General features: G+C 72.1%; 14 protein-coding genes. 9 read left to right on the top strand and 5 right to left on the bottom strand.

Annotated features, from left to right (window positions below; translation table 11 throughout):
• Positions 1–91: 91 nt before the first annotated feature.
• The 5 genes from ABH931_RS38850 to gabT all read right to left on the bottom strand — a co-directional run bounded on the left by ABH931_RS38850 (position 92) and on the right by gabT (position 4740).
• Positions 92–1258 carry an RNA polymerase sigma factor gene (locus ABH931_RS38850; RefSeq protein ID WP_370124570.1) on the bottom strand — a complete coding sequence of 389 codons (1167 nt, stop codon included), beginning with the start codon at positions 1256–1258 and terminating at the stop codon, positions 92–94.
• Positions 1259–1268: 10 nt separating this feature from the next.
• On the bottom strand, positions 1269–1676 hold the full coding sequence (locus ABH931_RS38855; protein ID WP_370124572.1) for a YciI family protein: 408 nt from the start codon (positions 1674–1676) through the stop codon (positions 1269–1271).
• Positions 1677–1777: 101 nt separating this feature from the next.
• Entirely contained in the window at positions 1778–2398 is a 621-nt protein-coding gene (locus ABH931_RS38860; RefSeq protein ID WP_370124574.1) for a phosphatase PAP2 family protein, read from the bottom strand.
• A 234-nt stretch (positions 2399–2632) separates the two neighbouring features.
• Positions 2633–3277, bottom strand: a complete 645-nt coding sequence (locus tag ABH931_RS38865; RefSeq protein WP_370124576.1) for a C40 family peptidase — start codon at positions 3275–3277, stop codon at positions 2633–2635.
• 107 nt (positions 3278–3384) lie between these two features.
• Positions 3385–4740 (bottom strand): 4-aminobutyrate--2-oxoglutarate transaminase, encoded by a 1356-nt coding sequence (gene gabT, locus ABH931_RS38870; protein ID WP_370124578.1) that lies wholly within the window; start codon positions 4738–4740, stop codon positions 3385–3387.
• A 328-nt stretch (positions 4741–5068) separates the two neighbouring features.
• On the opposite strand from gabT, the gene ABH931_RS38875 reads away from it, so the two are divergent.
• The 9 genes from ABH931_RS38875 to ABH931_RS38915 all read left to right on the top strand — a co-directional run.
• The gene (locus ABH931_RS38875) at positions 5069–7150 is read left to right on the top strand and encodes an ATP-binding protein (protein WP_370124579.1); all 2082 of its coding nucleotides are present in this window, start codon (positions 5069–5071) and stop codon (positions 7148–7150) included.
• A 180-nt stretch (positions 7151–7330) separates the two neighbouring features.
• Positions 7331–8902 (top strand): PucR family transcriptional regulator, encoded by a 1572-nt coding sequence (locus tag ABH931_RS38880; protein WP_370124581.1) that lies wholly within the window; start codon positions 7331–7333, stop codon positions 8900–8902.
• Between the two features lie 141 nt (positions 8903–9043).
• Positions 9044–10489, top strand: a complete 1446-nt coding sequence (locus tag ABH931_RS38885) for an aldehyde dehydrogenase family protein (RefSeq protein WP_370124595.1) — start codon at positions 9044–9046, stop codon at positions 10487–10489.
• A gap of 105 nt (positions 10490–10594) precedes the next feature.
• Positions 10595–12556, top strand: a complete 1962-nt coding sequence (locus ABH931_RS38890) for an acyl-CoA dehydrogenase family protein (RefSeq protein WP_370124583.1) — start codon at positions 10595–10597, stop codon at positions 12554–12556.
• A gap of 700 nt (positions 12557–13256) precedes the next feature.
• Positions 13257–15284 carry a protease pro-enzyme activation domain-containing protein gene (locus ABH931_RS38895; RefSeq protein WP_370124585.1) on the top strand — a complete coding sequence of 676 codons (2028 nt, stop codon included), beginning with the start codon at positions 13257–13259 and terminating at the stop codon, positions 15282–15284.
• 153 nt (positions 15285–15437) lie between these two features.
• Positions 15438–16040 (top strand): RNA polymerase sigma factor, encoded by a 603-nt coding sequence (locus ABH931_RS38900; protein ID WP_370124587.1) that lies wholly within the window; start codon positions 15438–15440, stop codon positions 16038–16040.
• Positions 16041–16149: 109 nt separating this feature from the next.
• On the top strand, positions 16150–17382 hold the full coding sequence (gene dxr, locus ABH931_RS38905; protein ID WP_370124589.1) for a 1-deoxy-D-xylulose-5-phosphate reductoisomerase: 1233 nt from the start codon (positions 16150–16152) through the stop codon (positions 17380–17382).
• Between the two features lie 75 nt (positions 17383–17457).
• Positions 17458–18768 carry an RIP metalloprotease gene (locus ABH931_RS38910; protein ID WP_370124591.1) on the top strand — a complete coding sequence of 437 codons (1311 nt, stop codon included), beginning with the start codon at positions 17458–17460 and terminating at the stop codon, positions 18766–18768.
• Between the two features lie 142 nt (positions 18769–18910).
• Positions 18911–19098: flavodoxin-dependent (E)-4-hydroxy-3-methylbut-2-enyl-diphosphate synthase (locus tag ABH931_RS38915; protein ID WP_370124593.1), on the top strand; the 188-nt coding region annotated here is incomplete at its 3' end.

Below are 19098 nucleotides of genomic sequence, written 5' to 3' on the forward strand. Positions count from 1 at the left end.
GGGGGACCCTGTGGGAGAGTAGGACGCCGCCGAACAACTATTACAGTGAAGCCCCCTGACCTCCGGTCAGGGGGCTTCACTGCGTTCCGGGTCAGCGATGGTTGAGCCGCGCGGCCTGCCGTGTCAGGTAGTCGCGTTCGGCGAGATTCGGTGCCTTTCCGGCCGCCTCCGCGTACAGCGCGGCGGCTCGTGCCGGATTGCCATCGCGCTCGTGGAGGTAAGCCGCGACCGCGGCGTGGCGGGGGAGGGCGGCGTCGAGTTCCGCGAGGGCCGCGAGGCCGGCGCGGGGGCCGTCGGCCTCGCCGACGGCGACGGCCCGGTTGAGGCGGACGACCGGGCTGTCCGTCAGGGCCACCAGCTCGTCGTACCACTCGACGATCTGCACCCAGTCCGTCTCCTCCACGGTGAGGGCGTCCGCGTGGAGGGCCGCGATGGCGGCCTGGGCCTGGAACTCGCCGAGCCGGTCGCGGGCGAGGGCGGCCTGGAGGATACCGACGCCCTCGGCGATCGTCGCCGTGTCCCATCGGGTGCGGTCCTGCTCGGCGAGCGGGACCAGGCCGCCGTCGGGTGCGGTGCGAGCGGCGCGGCGGGCGTGGTGGAGCAGCATGAGGGCGAGCAGACCTGCTACCTCGGGGTGGTCGATCGAGGCCGCGAGGCGGCGGGTGAGCCGGATCGCCTCGGCGGCGAGGTCGATGTCCCCGGAGTAGCCCTCGTTGAAGACCAGATAGAGCACCCGCAGCACGGTGGCGACGTCGCCCGGCTGGTCGAACCGCACGTCCGAGACGGTCCGTTTGGCACGGCTGATGCGTTGGGCCATGGTGGCCTCGGGGACCAGGTAGGCCTGGGCGATCTGCCGCGTGGTGAGCCCGCCGACGGCCCGCAGCGTGAGCGCGACCGCGGACGCCGGCGTCAGGGACGGGTGGGCGCAGAGGAAGTACAGCTGGAGCGTGTCGTCGCTCTCGGGCACCGGACCGGGGGGCGGTTCCTCCTCCACTCGGTCCTCGCGGCGCCGACGGGCGCTGTCGGCCCGGCTCGCGTCGAGGAACTTGCGCCAGGCCACGGTGACCAGCCAGCCCTTGGGGTCTCGTGGCGGGTCGGCCGGCCAGACGCGGACGGCCTCGATCAGCGCTTCCTGGACGGCGTCCTCGGCCTCCGCGAAGTCGGCTCCACGGCGGACGAGGACGGTGAGCACGCTCGGGGACACGTCCCGCAGCAGCTCGTCGAGCGGTTCGTCGCAGTTCTCGTCGATCGAGGCCATCACGAACGGTTCACTCCATGAAGTTCGGCGGAAGGGCCAGGAACGGGCGCAGCTCCAGCCACTCGTGGATCGGCTTTCCGCCCGACCCGGGCGCGGCCGACAGCTCACCGGCGAGCTCGACGGCCCGCTCGTAGCTGTCGACGTCGATGACCATCCAGCCGGCGATGAGGTCCTTGGTCTCCGCGAAGGGTCCGTCCGTGACCGGCGGGCGGCCTTCGCCGTCGTACCGGACCCAGGTGCCCTCGGGAGCCACGGCCTGACCGTCGACGAACTCGCCCGACTTCTCCAGACGGGACGCGAAGTCGCTCATGTACTGCATGTGCGCGGAGATCTCCTCCGGCGTCCACTGGTCCATGGGGACGCAGTTCACCGCCTCGGGCGCGCCGCGGTAGTGCTTCAGCAGCAGGTACTTGGCCATGGTGGTTCTTCTCCTCGGTGCTGGTGCGACCCATTGTGGCCGCCTTCACCCCTGGGACGGAGCCGGCCGCACGGTCTCGACATCACCGTCGAAGATATTTTTCAGGACTTCTCGGCGGCGTGGCGGCGCAGTGGCCACCGGCACAGGCACCAGAGCACGATGCCGGTCAGGCAGCCGCTCGCCACCACGTCCCAGAGCCAGTGGTAGTTGCGCCAGATGAGGCAGAAGCCCACCCCGGCGCAGACGAACGCGGTGGCCGGGTAGGCAAGGCGGCGCAGGCCGGGCCAGGCGGTGCAGAGGATCAGGGCGGCGGTGCCGAGGCAGATCGAGGCAGTGGCGGTGTGTCCGGAGGGGAACCAGCCCCAGTCGCCGGGGGCGACGGGGGCGCCCTCCGGGCCGGGGCGGCCGATCAGGATCTTGGCGGGGATGACCGTGCCGAACAGCGCGCACGCGGCCAGCAGGGCCGCGACGAGCGGGCGCCAGGAGCGCAGGCGGATCGTGACGACGAGCGTGACCGCGGTGAGGACGGCGCCCGAGTACGTGGCGACGCCCAGGTCGGTCCAGCGCTCCGCGAGCGTGTTCGTCCAAGACCAGGGATCGGCCGCGACCCAGCCCTGGACCGTGTCGCGGACCCAGCGGTCGACGGCCAGCAGCGGGCCGTTCGCGAGCACCTGCTGGGTCAGCACGGACAGGACGGCCAGCAGCGCGAGCGGGAACCACACGGACCGGAAGAGGGCAGCACGAAGCCGCCCCGGAGCAGGGGGGAGAGCTCCGGGGCGGCTGAGGTGATCGACGTCCCGCTTGGCCCGGGGGGTTTGAGCTAGGCGTTCGGTCGATCGGCTGAGGGGATCCGGCGAAGGATCCGTTGTGGTGTCCTCGGTGATGTCGTGCTCCTCCATCTGTCTTGACAGTACGTCACTGTGACCGGGAGGGCGATCCGTCTCACCCACCCGCCATCAGGTCCGCACACCATCTTCACCGGCGAGAGGCAACGCTTCGGGCAGGGGTTCGGGCCGGACCGCCGCGACCAGGCGCGGGCCCCATTTCGGGTCGTGGAAGACGTCCCGCAGGACGGTGACCAGGGTGCCGGTGTGCTCGGCGTGGACCATTGCGCCGTCGCCCAGATAGAGGCCGACGTGGTGGATCCGGCCACCGGGTTCGGCAAAGAAGAGCAGGTCTCCGGGGAGCAGGTCGTCGCGCCGCGTGACCGGGTGGCCGAGCAGGGACTGGGCGACGCTGTAGTGGGGGAGGGCGATGGTGCCGGCGCTGGCCTGGTACCAGGCGTACCGGACCAGGCCGCTGCAGTCGAAGCCGACGGTGTGGACGGCCGAGCAGCTGCCGTCGGGCAGGTAGCCGTTCTCGCCGTCGCAGAAGCCGAGCGAAGGGCCGGTGAGGGTGCCGCCGCCCCAGGCGTAGGGGGTGCCCAGCTGGGCCAGGGCGACCTGGACGGCCTGGAGGCCGCGGACGCGCTCACGGTTCATGGAGCCGGTGGCGCCAGAGGCGCCAGAGGCGCCGGTGGCCTGGGCGGCGTGAGCGGCGGAGACCGGCAGGAGCAGGAGGGTCAGCACGAGCGCGGCGAGCAGGCGCGGCAGGGACTTCATGCGGGCGATCACTACCCCGCACGGGGGCGGTCGTCACAGCACTGTGCCCCCGACGGGCCAACGAATTGGCGAAGCCGTCGGGGGCACCGTGCTGTGCGGAACCGGGATCAGAGCGCGGCGAAGGCGTTCTCGAGGATGTCGAGGCCCTCGACCAGCAGCTCCTGCGGCATGACCAGCGGCGGAAGGAAGCGCAGCACGTTGCCGTAGGTGCCGGCGGTCAGGACCAGGAGGCCCTCGTTGTGGCAGAACTTCGCCAGGGCGGCGGCCGCCTCCGGGTTCGGGTCCTTGGTGCCGGACTTGACCAGCTCGATGGCGATCATCGCGCCGCGGCCGCGGACGTCGCCGATGACGTCGAACTTCTCGGCGAAGGCGCGCAGGCGGGTCAGCATGGTCTCGCCGATGGCCTGGGCCTTGGCGTTGAGGTCCAGCTGCTTCATGGTCTCGATCGAGCCCAGCGCGGCGGCGCAGGCGACCGGGTTGCCACCGTAGGTGCCACCGAGGCCACCGGCGTGGGCGGCGTCCATGATCTCGGCGCGGCCGGTCACGGCGGCGAGCGGCAGACCGCCCGCGATGCCCTTGGCGGTGGTGATCAGGTCCGGGACGATGCCCTCGTCGTCACAGGCGAACCACTGGCCGGTGCGGCAGAAGCCGGTCTGGATCTCGTCGGCGACGAAGACGATGCCGTTCGCCTTCGCGAACTCGACGATCGCGGGCAGGAAGCCCTTGGCCGGCTCGATGAAGCCGCCCTCGCCCTGGATGGGCTCGATCACGATGGCGGCGACGTTGTCGGCGCCGATCTGCTTGTTGATGATGTCGATCGCCTGGGCGGCGGCCTCGGCGGCGCAGTTCTCGGCGCCGGTCAGCCAGCGGTAGGGGTAGGCGAGCGGAACGCGGTAGACCTCGGGCGCGAACGGGCCGAAGCCCTGCTTGTAGGGCATGTTCTTCGCGGTCATGCCCATGGTGAGGTTGGTGCGGCCGTGGTAGCCGTGGTCGAAGACCACGACGGCGGTGCGCTTGGTGTAGGCACGCGCGATCTTGACGGCGTTCTCGACGGCCTCGGCGCCCGAGTTGAACAGCGCGGTGCGCTTCTCGTGGTCACCCGGGGTCAGCTCGTTGAGCTGCTCGGCGACGGCGACGTAGCCCTCGTAGGGGGTGACCATGAAGCAGGTGTGCGTGAACGCGGCCAGCTGCTGCGAGGCGCGCTCGACGACCAGCTCGGCGGCGTTGCCGACGTTGGTGACGGCGATGCCGGAGCCGAAGTCGATCAGGGAGTTGCCGTCGACGTCCTCGACGACGCCGCCACCGGCACGGGTGATGTAGACCGGCAGCGTGGTGCCGACGCCGGCGGCCACCGCCGCGAGCTTGCGTGCCTGCAGCTCCTGCGACTTCGGCCCGGGGATCGCGGTGACGAGGCGGCGCTCCTGCGGGAGCGAGGGGCCGCCGGGAAGCTGAGCAGCGCTCATGAGGTGGTCTCCCATGCGTTGTGTGGGTCGGGCCTTCGGGCTCTCGGGTCCGAGGCGGCGAGGGGGGATCGTCCCCTTTGAGCAGGCTACGGCGGGGCCGGGGCTCGGGCATACGCCGAAGGGGAGTGGTCGGCCGGTGGAGTTGTCCGGTGCGGACACTGATCATGATGTGCGTGCTTCCGGACGGGGGCGGGTCCGCTCCACTATCTTGAGAGCTTCGTGGCGGGCTTGTGTGCGGGCGCAAGGGAGTGGGACGGCGATGTCACTCGACGGGCACACGGCGGTCCCCCCGGAGTCACCGATCCCGGCGATGTCCTCGATCCCACCGATGCCGAGCGTTCCGCCGCGGATCCCCTCCCAGCACCCGGCTCAGCCCGCCGCGGGCACGGGCTTCGACCTCGTCGGCTGGGTCTCCGCGAAGCGCCACCGTGCCCCTGCGGGCGTCTTCTCCCTGGGCCCCGAGCCGCGGCCCTCCGACGAGCGCACCCTCGCGGAGGACGCGATCCCGGGGTGGAAGCTGTTGCTGCGGGCAGGCCTGAACGCCTTGGTGGCGTGGGAGCTCTTCGTCTACGCGCAGCCGGCCATCACGTGGACCTTCACCTTCCTCTTCCCGGGGGAGATCGCCGCTGTGCAGCGGAACGACTCCACAGCCATCATGATCGCCAACATCCTCTGGGTCCTGACGGCGCTGCTGCTGATCTGGATCTTCGGTCGGATGGGTCGCTGGCGCGCTGTCGCGCGGCGCTACGTGCTTCCCGCCCTCCGGCAGCTCCTCGACCTCCGGCGTGACCAGGTCGAGGAGAAGCAGCGGCGGGCGGGCGAGGCTGCCGTGCCGCCCGTGGATGTGTGGGCGCCGCTGAGAGGGGTGGCCGGGGTGGGGGCGCTCGGGGTGCTGGACGCGGAGACCGCGCGGGGGCTGGTCGGGGATGTCGATCATCAGCGGTTGCTGACCGCGTTGGAGCGGGTGCGGCGGGAGCCGGGGCGGTTGGCGGGGTTGCTGGACGCAGTCCGTGAGTACGGGGCCGTCGCGTGCGCGCATCCGTCCGGGGCGCGGGATCTGGTGGGGCGGAGTCTCGCCCACGACCTGCTGATGCGTCAGCTGCGGCTCGGTGCCGTCGAGAACGTGCCGAAGAATCCCGCCGGGTACCGGGGCGCCGACCTCGCGCTCGACCCGCTGCTGCTCGGCACCTCCCTGCTGGCCGTCGGGCCCGCGGGGAGCGGGAAGACGACGCGGTTGGCGCGGCCCGTCGCCGAGGCGCTGTGTCTGCAGGCGCTGACCGGCAGCGCCGTCGTGGTCGTCGTCGGCGCAGCCGACGCCGACCTCGGGCCGGCGTCCTGGTACGACGTCGTGGTCGCGCCGGGCGATCCGCATACCGGGTACGGGCTGGACCTGTTCGGTGGCGCGGTCCACGCGGACGAGGCGGCGGCCCGGCTCGCGGACGCGTTGCTGCCGGACGAGCTCGCGCTGCGCACGGAGTCGGCGCGGCTCGTGCTCCAGCAGATCGTCGGCCCCTTCGAGTCCGGCTACGGCCGGCTCCCCGGTGTGCGGGAGCTGGTGCTGCTGCTGCGGGGCGAGGAGCGGGCCTGGGCGGCGCTGCTCGCCGCCGTGCAGCGCGGCGGCGCCCTGGAGCGCCACCAGCACGAGCTGGCCCAGCGTGAGCGTATGCACGGCCTCGCGGATGATCCCGGCACGCTGCTCGCGGACCGCCTGGCGTTGCTGGACCGTCCCGTCTTCGCCGGGAGCTTCAACCCGTCGGCGGGCGACGGGCCCGCCCTGCCGCTGTTCGCGCTGCGCGCCCTCGACCACCCGCTGCGGGTACGGATCGCACTGCCTGAGCACAGCCACCCCGAGGCCTCGCGGATCCTGGCCCGGCTGGCTGTCGGCCAGTTCCTGCACGCCGCGGCGAGCCGTGCGGACCGCTCGCTCTTCGCCGGGCTGGTCGTCGACGACGCCTCGGCGGCCGTGGACACACACGCGATCCGCGGACTGCAGCGGCTGCGCGGCGCGAACGCGGGCGCCGTCCTCGGGCTGCGCACGCTGGTGGACCTGCCCGAGGCGCTGCGCGCTCCGCTGTTCGGCGCCGTCGGTGGCCGGATGGCGTTCCCCGGCATGGCGCCGTGGGACGGCAAGCTGTTCGAGGAGGCCTGGGGCACGGTCTGGGTCGACGAGCGGGACGTGACCCGCTCGCTGGACACCTCCGGCGGTATCGTCCGCCGTTCGTTCCGGGGGATGCGCGCCCTGCTGGAGGGCGAGCGGGCGCAGACGGAGAGCGTGACCACCCGGAAGGTGGAACGTCGGCGCTGGTCCGCGTCGGACCTCGCTCAGGTGCTCCCGCGCGGGCACGCGGTGGTCTCGCTGACCTCGGTGGACGGGTCGCAGGTGCCGCCCCTGCTCGTGCGACTGCCCTAGCGAACCGAACCCGCGCGAACGAACCCGCGCGAACGATCCCGCGCGAACCGATCCCGCGCGAACGAACGCGCGAGTAGCTGCGCCGCTGAGGCAGAATCGACGCAGAGGCGTTGGACGTGTCGTCCAAGGTCCTTGTCCGAAGCCGCAACGACGCGGCGTCCCCGTTCCGCCGAAGGTGTCATGTCTCACGAGAAGCCCCCGCGCCCCGACGACGAGGTGCGGCTCAGCAGTGTCACGGTGGCCTCCCTGGTCTCGATGCCGGGGCTCGGCCTGGTGGTCCGCGCGGGCGAGGACGCGTTGGACCGGCCCGTCCGCTGGGTGCACACGAGCGAGCTGGACGACCCGGTCCCCTACCTGGGGGGCGGCGAACTGCTGCTGACCACGGGACTGAAGCTCGGCAAGGCCAAGGAGAAACTGCGCCAGTACGTGCACCGGCTGGCGGACGCGGGCGTCGCGGGCCTCGGGATCGGCGTGGGGCTGACCTACGACGAGGTGCCGCAGGCACTGGTCGAGGCCGCCGCGGAGCGGTCGCTGCCGCTGCTGGAAGTGCCCCAGCCGACGCCGTTCATCGCGATCAGCAAGGCCGTGACGGCTGCTCTCGCCGCCGAGCAGTACAAGGCCGTCACCACCAGCTTCGAGGCCCAGGAGGAGCTGACCCGCGCCGCGCTCGGCAAGGACGGGACGGCCGCCGTCGTGGGCCGGCTCGCGGCCCGGCTGGGCGGCTGGGCCGCGCTGTACGACGCGTCCGGCGGCGTGGTCGTGGCCGCGCCGGACTGGGCCGCGCGCCGGGCAGGGCGGCTCCGCCCCGAGGTCGAGCGGCTGCGCGCGCAGCCCGCGCCCGCGAGCATGGCCCTGCAGGGCGACACCGGGGGCACCCAGGACTACGTGGTACTGCAGTCGCTCGGCGCGGACCGTCGCGCCCGCGGCTTCCTCGCCGTCGGCACCGAGGACCGGCTGACCTCCGGTGAGCGCTACGTCGTCAACGCCGCCGTCGCGCTGCTGACGCTGACCCTGGAACGCTCGCGCGACCTGCGCCGGGCCGAGGACCGGATGCGGACCGCGCTGCTGCGTCTGGTCCTCGCGGGCGAGACGGTGATTGCCAAGGAGGTCGCGGGCGCGCTGCTCGGCGGGCTGCCGCAGGGGCCGGTGCGGGTGCTGATCGCCGAGGGCGCGGGCCTGGCCGAGCTCGGCGACCGTGCGGAGCAGGCCGCCGCGCGGACCGGCGAGGCGCTGCTGCTGGCGCCGGAGGGCGACCGGCTGGTGCTGGTCGCCGTCGACGGCGGGATGGTGCACCAGGTCTGCACGGATCTGGCCGCCGGGGACGATCTGGAGACCGTTGCGGTGGGCATCTCCTCCGCGACGACGCTGGAGTCCGCGGGTTCCGCCGCGGCGGAGGCGGAGCGGGCGCTGGCCGTCGCGCGGCGCAGCGGGCGTCGCAGCGTGGACCACGCCGAGGTCGGCGCGGGCTCGCTGCTGCCGCTGCTCGGCGAGGAGGCCGTCCAGGCCTTCGCCGAGGGCCTGCTGCGGCCGCTGCGCGAGCACGACCGCACCTCGCGCGGTGATCTGGAGGCAAGCCTGCGGGCCTGGCTCTCGCGCCACGGTCAGTGGGACGCGGCGGCGGCGGATCTCGGTGTGCACCGGCACACGCTGCGGTACCGCATGCGCCGGGTGGAGGAACTGCTCGGCCGCACGCTGGACGACGCGGACGTGCGCATGGAGCTCTGGATGGCGCTGCGCGCTTCGGGCGAGTGATGCCAGGGTCGCGCATGGCCGATGTGTCGATGTCGCTGATCCCGACTCGTACGGTATGGACAAGCGGCGTGGGTCGACTTCCGGCCTACCGTGGGAGCTGAAAAGTCCTGGATTCATACGACGGAAGGGCCGGTGACCGCGGTGACCACCACCTACGCATTCTGGCTGGCGGGGCGGCAGGAGACCGGCCCCGAGACGCTCGATGTGCACCACCCGTACGACGGCCGGGTCGTCGGCAAGGTGAGTCTCGCGAGCGACGCGCAGGTCGAGGAGGCCGTCGCGGCCGCCTACGCGGTGAAGGACGAGTTCGCCGCCACCCCCGCGTACGTACGCGCCGCCGCCCTGGACCACGTCTCCAAGCGGCTGGCCGAGCGCACCGAGGAGATCGCGCAGCTCATCACCGCCGAGAACGGCAAGCCGATCAAGTGGTCCCGCGGCGAGGTCGGCCGTGCCGTCTCCGTGTTCCGCTGGGCCGCCGAGGAGGCGCGTCGCTTCAACAGCGGTGAGGGCCAGCGCCTGGACACCGACGCCGGCGGCACCGGCCGCCTCGGCATCGTGCGCCGCTTCAACCGCGGTGTCGTGCTCGGTATCGCGCCGTTCAACTTCCCGCTGAACCTGGTCGCGCACAAGGTCGCCCCGGCGATCGCCGTCGGTGCGCCGATCATCCTCAAGCCCGCCCCGGCCACCCCGCTCTCCGCGCTGATCCTGGGCGAGATCCTGGCCGAGACCGACCTGCCGGCCGGCTCCTGGTCCGTGCTGACCGTCCCGAACGACCGCATGCCGGCGCTCGTGCAGGACCCGCGTCTGCCCGTGATCTCCTTCACCGGTTCGGACAAGGTCGGCTACGCCATCCTCGACTCCGTGCCGCGCAAGCACGTCACCCTGGAGCTCGGTGGCAACGCCGCCGCCGTCGTGCTCGGCGACTGGAACTCCGAGGCGGACCTGGACTGGGCCGCGACCCGCATCGCGACCTTCGCCAACTACCAGGGCGGCCAGTCCTGCATCTCGGTGCAGCGCGTCATCGCCGACGCCACGATCTACGACCGCCTGGTCGAGAAGGTCGTCGAGAAGGTCGGCGCCCAGGTGACCGGTGACCCGAGCGACGACGCCGTCGACGTCGGTCCGCTGGTCAGCGAGGACGCCGCCAAGCGGGTCGAGTCCTGGGTGGACGAGGCCGTGAACGCCGGCGCCAAGCTGCTGGCCGGCGGCACGCGTGACGGTGCCAGCTACGCGCCCACCGTCGTCAGCGAGCTGCCCGGTGGCGTCACCCTCGCCACCGAGGAGGTCTTCGGCCCGGTGCTGTCGCTGCAGAAGGTCGACGGCGTGGACGAGGCGTTCGCCGCGGTCAACAACTCGAAGTTCGGTCTGCAGGCGGGCGTCTTCACGCACGACGTGCAGGTGGCCTTCCGCGCCCACCGCGAGCTCGAGGTCGGCGGTGTCGTGATCGGCGACGCGCCGTCCTACCGCGCCGACCAGATGCCGTACGGCGGCGTGAAGGACTCCGGCGTGGGCCGCGAGGGCGTCGCCTACGCGATGGCCGACTACACCTACGAGCGCGTGCTCGTGCTCACCGGCCTGGCTCTGTAGGCAGAACGAGTCAGGACGACGTCTCACCCCTGGTGACCATGGGTGCACCCAGCGTACGGTCGGGACATACTGGCAGGTAGCCCACCGTGAGTGAGGTGATGCCCCATGTCCGGCACCGTCCCCCCGGTCGATGCGCCCAAGGTCACCGAACGCGAGGCTCGTCGCGTCGCGGAGGAGGCCCGGGAACAGGATTGGCGTAAGCCCAGCTTCGCCAAGGAACTGTTCCTGGGCCGTTTCCGTCTGGACCTCATCCACCCGCATCCGCTGCCCGACGCGGACGCCGAGCGGGAGGGCACGGAGTTCCTGGCGCGACTGCGCGAGTTCTGCGAGAAGAAGCTCGACGGCGCCGTCATCGAGCGCGACGCGAAGATCCCCGACGAGGCGGTCCGCGGGTTGCAGGAGCTCGGCGTCTTCGGGATGAAGATCGACCGCGAGTACGGCGGGCTCGGTCTCACCCAGGTGCACTACAACCGGGCGCTCACCCTCATCGGCAGCGTCAGCCCGGCCGTCGCGGCGCTGGTCTCCGCGCACCAGTCGATCGGGGTGCCGCAGCCCCTCAAGCTGTTCGGTACGCCCGAGCAGAAGCGCGCCTTCCTGCCGCGCTGCGCGACGACCGCCATCACCGCGTTCCTGCTGACCGAGCCGGACGTCGGCAGCGACCCGGCCCGGCTGGCCACCACCGCGCGGCCCAGCGAGGACGGCTCGCAGTACGTCCTGGACGGCGTGAAGCTGTGGACGACCAACGGCGTCGTCGCGGAGCTGCTCGTCGTGATGGCCAGGGTGCCGAAGTCGGAGGGGCACCGGGGCGGCATCAGCGCCTTCGTCGTCGAGGCGGACTCGCCGGGCCTCACCGTCGAGAACCGCAACGCGTTCATGGGCCTGCGCGGCATCGAGAACGGCGTGACGCGCTTCGACGGCGTGCGGGTCCCGGCCGCGAACCTGATCGGACGCGAGGGCGACGGCCTGCGGATCGCGCTGACGACGCTCAACACTGGACGGCTGTCGCTGCCCGCGATGTGTGTGGCCGCCGGCAAGTGGTGCCTGAAGATCGCGCGGGAGTGGTCGGCCGAGCGCGAGCAGTGGGGCCGGTCGATCGCCGCGCACGAGGCCGTGGCGACCAAGATCTCCTTCATCGCCGCGACGACGTTCGCCCTGGAGGCCGTCGTTGAGCTGGCCGGTCAGATGGCCGACGAGGACCGCAACGACATCCGCATCGAGGCCGCCCTCGCCAAGCTCTACGGCTCGGAGATGGGCTGGCTGATGGCCGACGAGCTGGTGCAGATCCGCGGCGGACGCGGCTACGAGACGGCCGCCTCGCTGGCCGCGCGAGGCGAGCGCGCGGTCCCGGCCGAGCAGGTGCTGCGCGACATGCGGATCAACCGGATCTTCGAGGGCTCGACCGAGATCATGCACCTGCTGATCGCCCGCGAGGCCGTCGACGCCCACCTGAAGGTGGCCGGGGACCTGATCGAGCCGGAGGCGGACCTGCGCCGCAAGGGCCGCGCGGCGGCCAAGGCCGGCGCGTTCTACGCCGCCTGGCTGCCCAAGCTGGTCACCGGGCCGGGCCAGGTGCCGACCTCCTACCGCGAGTTCCACCGGGCCGGGCACCCCGACCTGTCCGGGCACCTGCGCTACGTCGAGCGCAGCGCGCGGAAGCTGGCCCGCTCGACCTTCTACGGGATGTCGCGCTGGCAGGGCCGGATGGAGACCAAGCAGGGCTTTCTCGCCCGCGTCGTCGACATCGGTGCCGAGCTCTTCGCGATGAGCGCCGCGTGCGTGCGGGCCGAACTGCTGCGCACGCGCGAGGTCCCGGAGACCGGGAAGGCGGCGTACGAGCTCGCGGACGTCTTCTGCCGTCAGGCGCGGGTGCGCGTCGAGGAGCTGTTCGGCCGCCTCTGGGAGAACACCGACGAGGCCGACCGGCGCCTGGCCGGACGAGTGATGACGGGGCGTTACAGCTGGCTGGAGGAGGGCGTGCTGGACCCCTCGGGGGAGGGCGCGTGGATCGCGGACGCCGCGCCCGGCCCCGCGAAACACCCCAACGTGCATCGCCCGATCGGGGGTTGACGGCCAGACGGGCGGGACGCGCGGGCGTCCCGCCCGTTGTCGTTGGTGCACCGGTTGCACGGGACGCACCCGCGCGACACCTGACACACGCTCACGGCTACGATGCGCACTGGCGTGCGAGAAGAGGGAGACCACCGGGGGCTCGCTCGCCGAGACAACGCCGGCCGTGTGCGCGGTGGCTCCCGGTGTCGCGACGACGAGGAGCAGGTTCAGCGTGAGTTACCCGCCGTACGGGCAGAATCCGCAGCAGCCGCCCCGGGGTTACCCCGGGCAGCCGCCGTACGGAGGTCCCCAGCCGCCGCAACAGGGTTACCCTCCGCAGCCCGGTCGGCCGCAGCCGCCGCAGGGCCCCAACCCCTACGGCCCGCCGCAGCCCTCGCCCCAGCAGCCGCCGCAGCAGGGTTACCCTCCGCAGCCGGGTCGGCCGCAGCCGCCGCAGGGCCCCAATCCCTACGGCCCGCCGCAGCCCCCGCCGCAGGGGTATCCGCCGCGCCCGCAGGGGCCGGGCCCGTACGGTCCGCCGCAGCCCGCTCCGCAGCAGCAGCCTCGACCGCCGCAGGGCCCGAACCCCTACGGCCCGCCGCAGCCTCCGCCCCAGCAGCCGCCGTACGGCGGACCGGGTGGCCCCGGTGGTCCGGGAGGGCCGTTCGGACCTGGCGGACCTGGCGGCCTTGGTGGGCCTGGCGGTCCGGGTGGTCCATTGGGCCCGCAGGGCGGTTCCGGTGGGGGCAGGCCGCGCCGCAAGCGCGGGCTGCTCTTCGGCGCGATCGCCGTCGCGCTGGTCGTGACCGTCACGGCCGTCGTCGTCAGTTCGCACGGCAGCGGCAAGAACGGCAAGAACAGCAGCAGCGACTCGGCCGGCGGCGGCACCATGGCGGCGCCCGCCGGTGGGCAGTCGTGGAACCCGCCGTCCTGGGCGAACGCGGCCGACGACATCGGCCCGGCCAACCCCAAGATGGTGGTCACCGGGCAGGTCTGGTTCGCCAAGGCCAAGCCGCAGAACCTCGCGCAGTACGCGCAGGAGGTCGGCACGCCCGGTGACCCGAACTACCACAAGTTCCTCTCCGCCGACGCGTTCTCCTCCACGTTCAGCGCCGGTCAGGGCGCGGGCCAGGCCGTCACCGAGTGGGTGAAGCAGGACGGCATGAGGATCATCAACCAGGACTCGCAGTCGATCACCGTCTCCACGACGATCGCCAAGGTCGAGGACGCGCTGAAGATCAAGATCCACCGCTACAAGCACGACGGCAGGGTGGACATCGCGCCGACCTCGCAGCCGCAGTACCCGGCCAACGTCGGTGACTACGTCTCCGCCGTCACCGGTCTGACCACCTCCAGCCCGGTCGGCCGGGCGAGCCTGTGGATCGGCGCGGACAACCCCAACTGCAGCCGCTTCTACGGCGAGCGTTCCTCCGGCCTGCCCGCCGGGCCGGACGGCGTCCCGGCGCAGCTGATGTGCGGCTACACCGCGCAGCAGCTGCGCACCGCCTACGGCGCGACCGCCAGCGGCATGACCGGTCAGGGCGTCACCGTGGCCATCGTCGACGCCTACGCCTCGCCGACGATCGTCCAGGACGTGAACCGCTGGTCCCGGGAGATGGGCCTGCCGGAGCTGAAGTCGGGTCAGTTCAGCCAGTACGTCCCGACGTCCTACGACCCGACCCGGACGAGCGCGGCCGACGCGGCGGGCTGGTGGGGCGAGGAGACGCTCGACGTCGAGGCCGTGCACGCGATGGCCCCGGACGCGAAGATCATCTACTACGGTGCCCAGTCCACCGACGACGCGTCGTTCTACCAGGCCTTCCAGAACATCATCTCGCACGGCAGCGCGCAGATCGTCTCCAACTCCTGGAGCGGCCCGGAGCTCGGCACCGACGAGAGCGCGGTGGCCGCAGGCCGGCAGATCTACGAGCAGGGCGCGGTCGAGGGCATCAACTTCAACTTCTCCACGGGTGACAACGGCGACTTCACCGTCGGCGACAAGCAGAAGATGTCCAGCCCCTCGGTGGGCTACCCCGCGTCGGACCCGTGGGTGACCGGCGTCGGAGGCACGAGCCTCGGCACGGACTCCTCCGGCGGCTACAAGTGGGAGACCGGCTGGGGCAGCATGGACTACCCGGGCACGGGCAGCGGCTGGGGCTCGCAGGGCACGTTCGACGGCGCCGGCGGCGGTGGCGTCAGCGCGATGTTCCCGCAGCCGCCGTACCAGGTCGGCGTGGTCCCCGACGCACTGGCCAAGCCCGACGGCAACGCCCACCGCGTGCTGCCGGACGTCTCCATGGACGCGGACCTCTACACCGGCATGGACGTCGGCATGACCGTCGCCAACGCCTCGGCACGGCCGAAGGCCGACGGCAGCGTCGTCTACGTGCCGACCGGCGGAGTCTGGAGGGACGAGCCGGTCGGTGGCACCAGCCTCGCCTGCCCGCTGTTCAGCGGGATGGAGGCGCTGGCCATCCAGAACAGCGGCTCCCGGCTGGGCTTCGCCAACCCGGCCCTGTACAAGCAGTACGCCTCGGCGAGCTTCCACGACGTCGTCCCGAACCCGGCCGCCCTGGGCGGCCACGAGCCGAGCTTCGCCTACACCGGCGACCAGGGCCCGGTGCTGGTCCGTGAGGACCAGAACACCAGCCTGAAGACGGCGCAGGGCTTCGACGACATCACCGGCATCGGCAGCCCCGCGGGAGCCTTCATCACCTGGTTCAAGGACCACCCGAACGGTCAGTGAGCCCCAACCACGATCGTCACACCTGCCCCCGGCGCACCCCGCGCCGGGGGCAGGTGCCGTCGGTGCGGGGTGCGCCGGATGTAACAGCGGGAGCGCCTCGGGCCAAAGAGAGGTGACGGGGGAGAACGCCCCCGCGAGGGCAAGGGGAGTGACATGACGCCACCCGGACACACCGAGCGGCCGCCCGAACCGGGCGGGGACCGGGAGCAGTTCGGAGCCTTCTACCGGGCGCACTTCGACGCGGTGCTCGGATTCGTCGCCCGGCGGGTCGACGGCCCGCACACGGCGGCGGACCTCACCGCCGACGTCTTCCTGGCCACCTGGGAGCACCGGGCCGGCTACGACCCGCGCCGGGGTGTTCCGCTGGCCTGGCTCTACGGCATCGCCCGCAGGGTCGTCGCCGGGAACACCCGCAGCAGCGCCAGGGAGTTCCGGGCCGTCTCCCGGATCTCGGGCCGGCGGCTGCTCGACGACGCCGACATCGCCGCGCTGGAGGAGCGCCTCGACGCCGAACGGGCCGCGCGGGACCTGCTCGCGCACCACGCCGCGCTGTCCGAGCCGCTGCGGCCGGTCGACTTGGACCGGATGGGCCGCGTCATGGCCGGACGCGGCGCTGACGGTGCGACCCTGATCCGCCCGAGCGCGATCCCGCGCGGCGACACCCTGCTGCTGGTCTGGGAGCCCTCCCGTCCGCACACGCAGAGCGTTGCCCTGCGCCTGGTCCACCACGTCCCGGACTGCGCCCCGGCGGCGTAGCCGCCCGAGGGGCGCGGGGGGTCCCGGCCGAGGGCCGCGGGACGGTCGCGCGGTTCCCCGCGCCCCTGGGGGTGCAACCCAGGAGGGAGCGACAGGACAGAATGGGCGCATGACACTTCTCGCCGACCCGCATCTGCGCTTCGAGCCCGTCGTCGCCGACCCCCACGGTCCCCGGGAGCTGGTGATCCTCGGGTCGACCGGTTCCATCGGGACGCAGGCCATCGATGTCGTGCTGCGGAACCCGGACCGGTTCAAGGTCGTGGGACTCTCCGCCGCCGGTGGGCGGGTCGCGCTGCTCGCCGAGCAGGCGATCAAGCTCGGGGTGAAGGTCGTCGCCGTCGCGCAGCCCGAGGCCGTCGCGGAGCTGAAGGCCGCGCTGGAGGCCGGCGCCCCCGCCGGGACGGCGCTGCCGGAGGTGCTGGCCGGGCCGGACGCCGCGACCGAGCTCGCGGCGACGGAGTGCCACTCCGTGCTGAACGGCATCACCGGCTCCATCGGCCTGCGGCCGACCCTGGCCGCGTTGCGCGCCGGGCGGGTGCTGGTGCTCGCCAACAAGGAGTCGCTGATCGTCGGCGGCCCGCTGGTCAAGGCCCTCGCCAAGCCGGGGCAGATCGTGCCGGTGGACTCCGAGCACGCCGCGCTCTTCCAGGCGCTCACGGCCGGCACCCGCGGCGAGATCCGCAAGTTGGTGGTGACCGCCAGTGGCGGTCCCTTCCGGGGCTGGAGTCGCGAGAAGCTGGCCGGGGTGACCAGGGAGCAGGCGCTGGCCCACCCGACCTGGGCCATGGGGCCGGTCGTGACGATCAACTCGGCGACCCTGGTCAACAAGGGCCTGGAGGTCATCGAGGCGCACCTGCTCTACGACATCCCGTTCGAGCGGATCGAGGTCGTGGTCCATCCGCAGTCGATCGTCCACTCGATGGTGGAGTTCACCGACGGTTCTACGATGGCGCAGGCGAGCCCGCCGGACATGCGGATGCCGATCTCGCTCGGTATCGGCTGGCCGGACCGTGTGCCGGACGCCGCGCCCGGCTGCGACTGGACCAAGGCCGCCACGTGGGAGTTCTTCCCGCTCGACACCGAGGCCTTCCCCTCGGTCGGGCTGGCCCGCGAGGTGGGGCAGCTGGGCGGCACCGCGCCGGCCGTGTTCAACGCCGCGAACGAGGAGTGCGTCGAGGCGTTCCTCCAGGGCAGGCTCGCGTTCACAGGGATCGTGGATACGGTGGCGAAGGTCGTCTCCGAACACGGCACTCCGGCGAAGGGAACTTCGTTGACCGTCGAGGACGTCCTGGCTGCGGAGGGCTGGGCGCGCGCCCGGGCCAAGGAGATCGCCGCCGGGTAGCCGGGAAGACGGCATGATGTTGAGCGGGGTGGCCGCAGCGGCGGCCGGCGTGGAACCAAGAGGAGCGGGCGCAGAATGACGACACTGATGACGATCCTGGGCATCGTGATCTTCGCGCTCGGCCTGCTCTTCTCCATCGCCTGGCACGAACTGGGTCACCTGAGCTGGGCAAAGATCTTCAAGGTGCGGGTGCCGCAGTACATGGTCGGCTTCGGGCCGACGATCTGGTCACGCAAGAAGGGCGAGACCGAGTACGGCGTCAAGGCGATCCCGCTCGGCGGATACATCCGCATGATCGGGATGTTCCCGCCCGGCGCCGACGGCAAGGTCGTGGCCCGCTCCACCTCGCCCTGGCGCAGCATGATCGAGGACGCGCGCGAGCAGTCCTACGAGGAGATCCTGCCGGGGGACGAGACGCGGCTGTTCTACACCCGCAAGCCGTGGCAGCGGATCATCATCATGTTCTTCGGCCCGTTCATGAACCTGATCCTGGCTGTGGTGCTGTTCCTGATCGTGCTGATGGGCTTCGGCCTGCCGACGGCCAAGCCGACGATCTCCGCGGTCTCGCAGTGCGTGGTCTCGGCGACCTCGACGTCCGCGCAGACCCAGACCTGCGGCACGAACGACCCGCCGACTCCGGCTGCCAAGGCGGGCCTGAAGGCCGGCGACACGATCACCTCGTTCAACGGCGTCACCATCACCGGCTACGACCAACTGCAGAACGAGATCCGCACGCACCCGGACCAGAGGGTGACCCTGGGCGTCGACCGCAAGGGCCAGTCGATCACCGTCCCGGTGACGCTGACGACCAACAAGCTCTATGCGATCGACTCCAACGGCAACCCGACCGACCAGGTCGTCACCGCGGGCTTCCTCGGCATCCAGCCGATCACCCCGACCACCCGGCTGGGCCCCGGCGCGAGCGTCGACAAGATGACCGGCATGGCGCAGCAGGGCGTGCACTCGATCATCTCGCTGCCGTCCAAGATCCCGAGCCTGTGGGGTGCGGCGTTCGAGGGCAAGCAGCGCTCGCTCGACTCGCCCGTCGGGGTCGTGGGCGTGGCCCGGGTCGGCGGCGACGTGCTGGCGATGCACGCGCCCGCGAGCGCGCGGATCGCGACCATGCTTCAGCTGCTGGGCGGCCTCAACCTGTCGCTCTTCCTGCTGAACATGCTGCCGCTGCTGCCGCTGGACGGCGGCCACATCGCGGGGGCGCTGTGGGAGGCGGTGCGGCGCCGGTTCGCCCGTCTGGTCAAGCGGCCGGACCCGGGCCCGTTCGACGTGGCCAAGCTGATGCCGGTGGCCTACGTGGTGGCCGGGATCTTCCTCTGCTTCACCGTCCTGGTGATGATCGCGGACGTGGTCAACCCGGTGAAGGTCGGCTGACCCGCTCCGGCACCGACCGTTCACCTGAGCGGTCAGGCGCGTCGGGTAACGTTGGGCTGGGTGCGCCGACCGGTACGCAGCGCGCCCGGCCGGCCCGGAGCTGCTGGGCGGCCACCGCCTCACTGTGGGGATTACGCAAGCAATGACCTCTGTCTCGCTGGGTATGCCGTCGGTGCCGCTGGAGCCGCTGGCGCCGCGTCGGATCAGCCGTCAGATCATGGTGGGGAACGTGCCGGTCGGCGGCGGTGCGCCGATCTCGGTGCAGTCGATGACGACGACGGTGACGGCGGACGTGAACGCGACGCTTCAGCAGATCGCGGAGCTGACGGC

It is taken from the genome of Streptacidiphilus sp. MAP12-33 (assembly GCF_041261265.1).
GTDB lineage: Bacteria > Actinomycetota > Actinomycetes > Streptomycetales > Streptomycetaceae > Streptacidiphilus.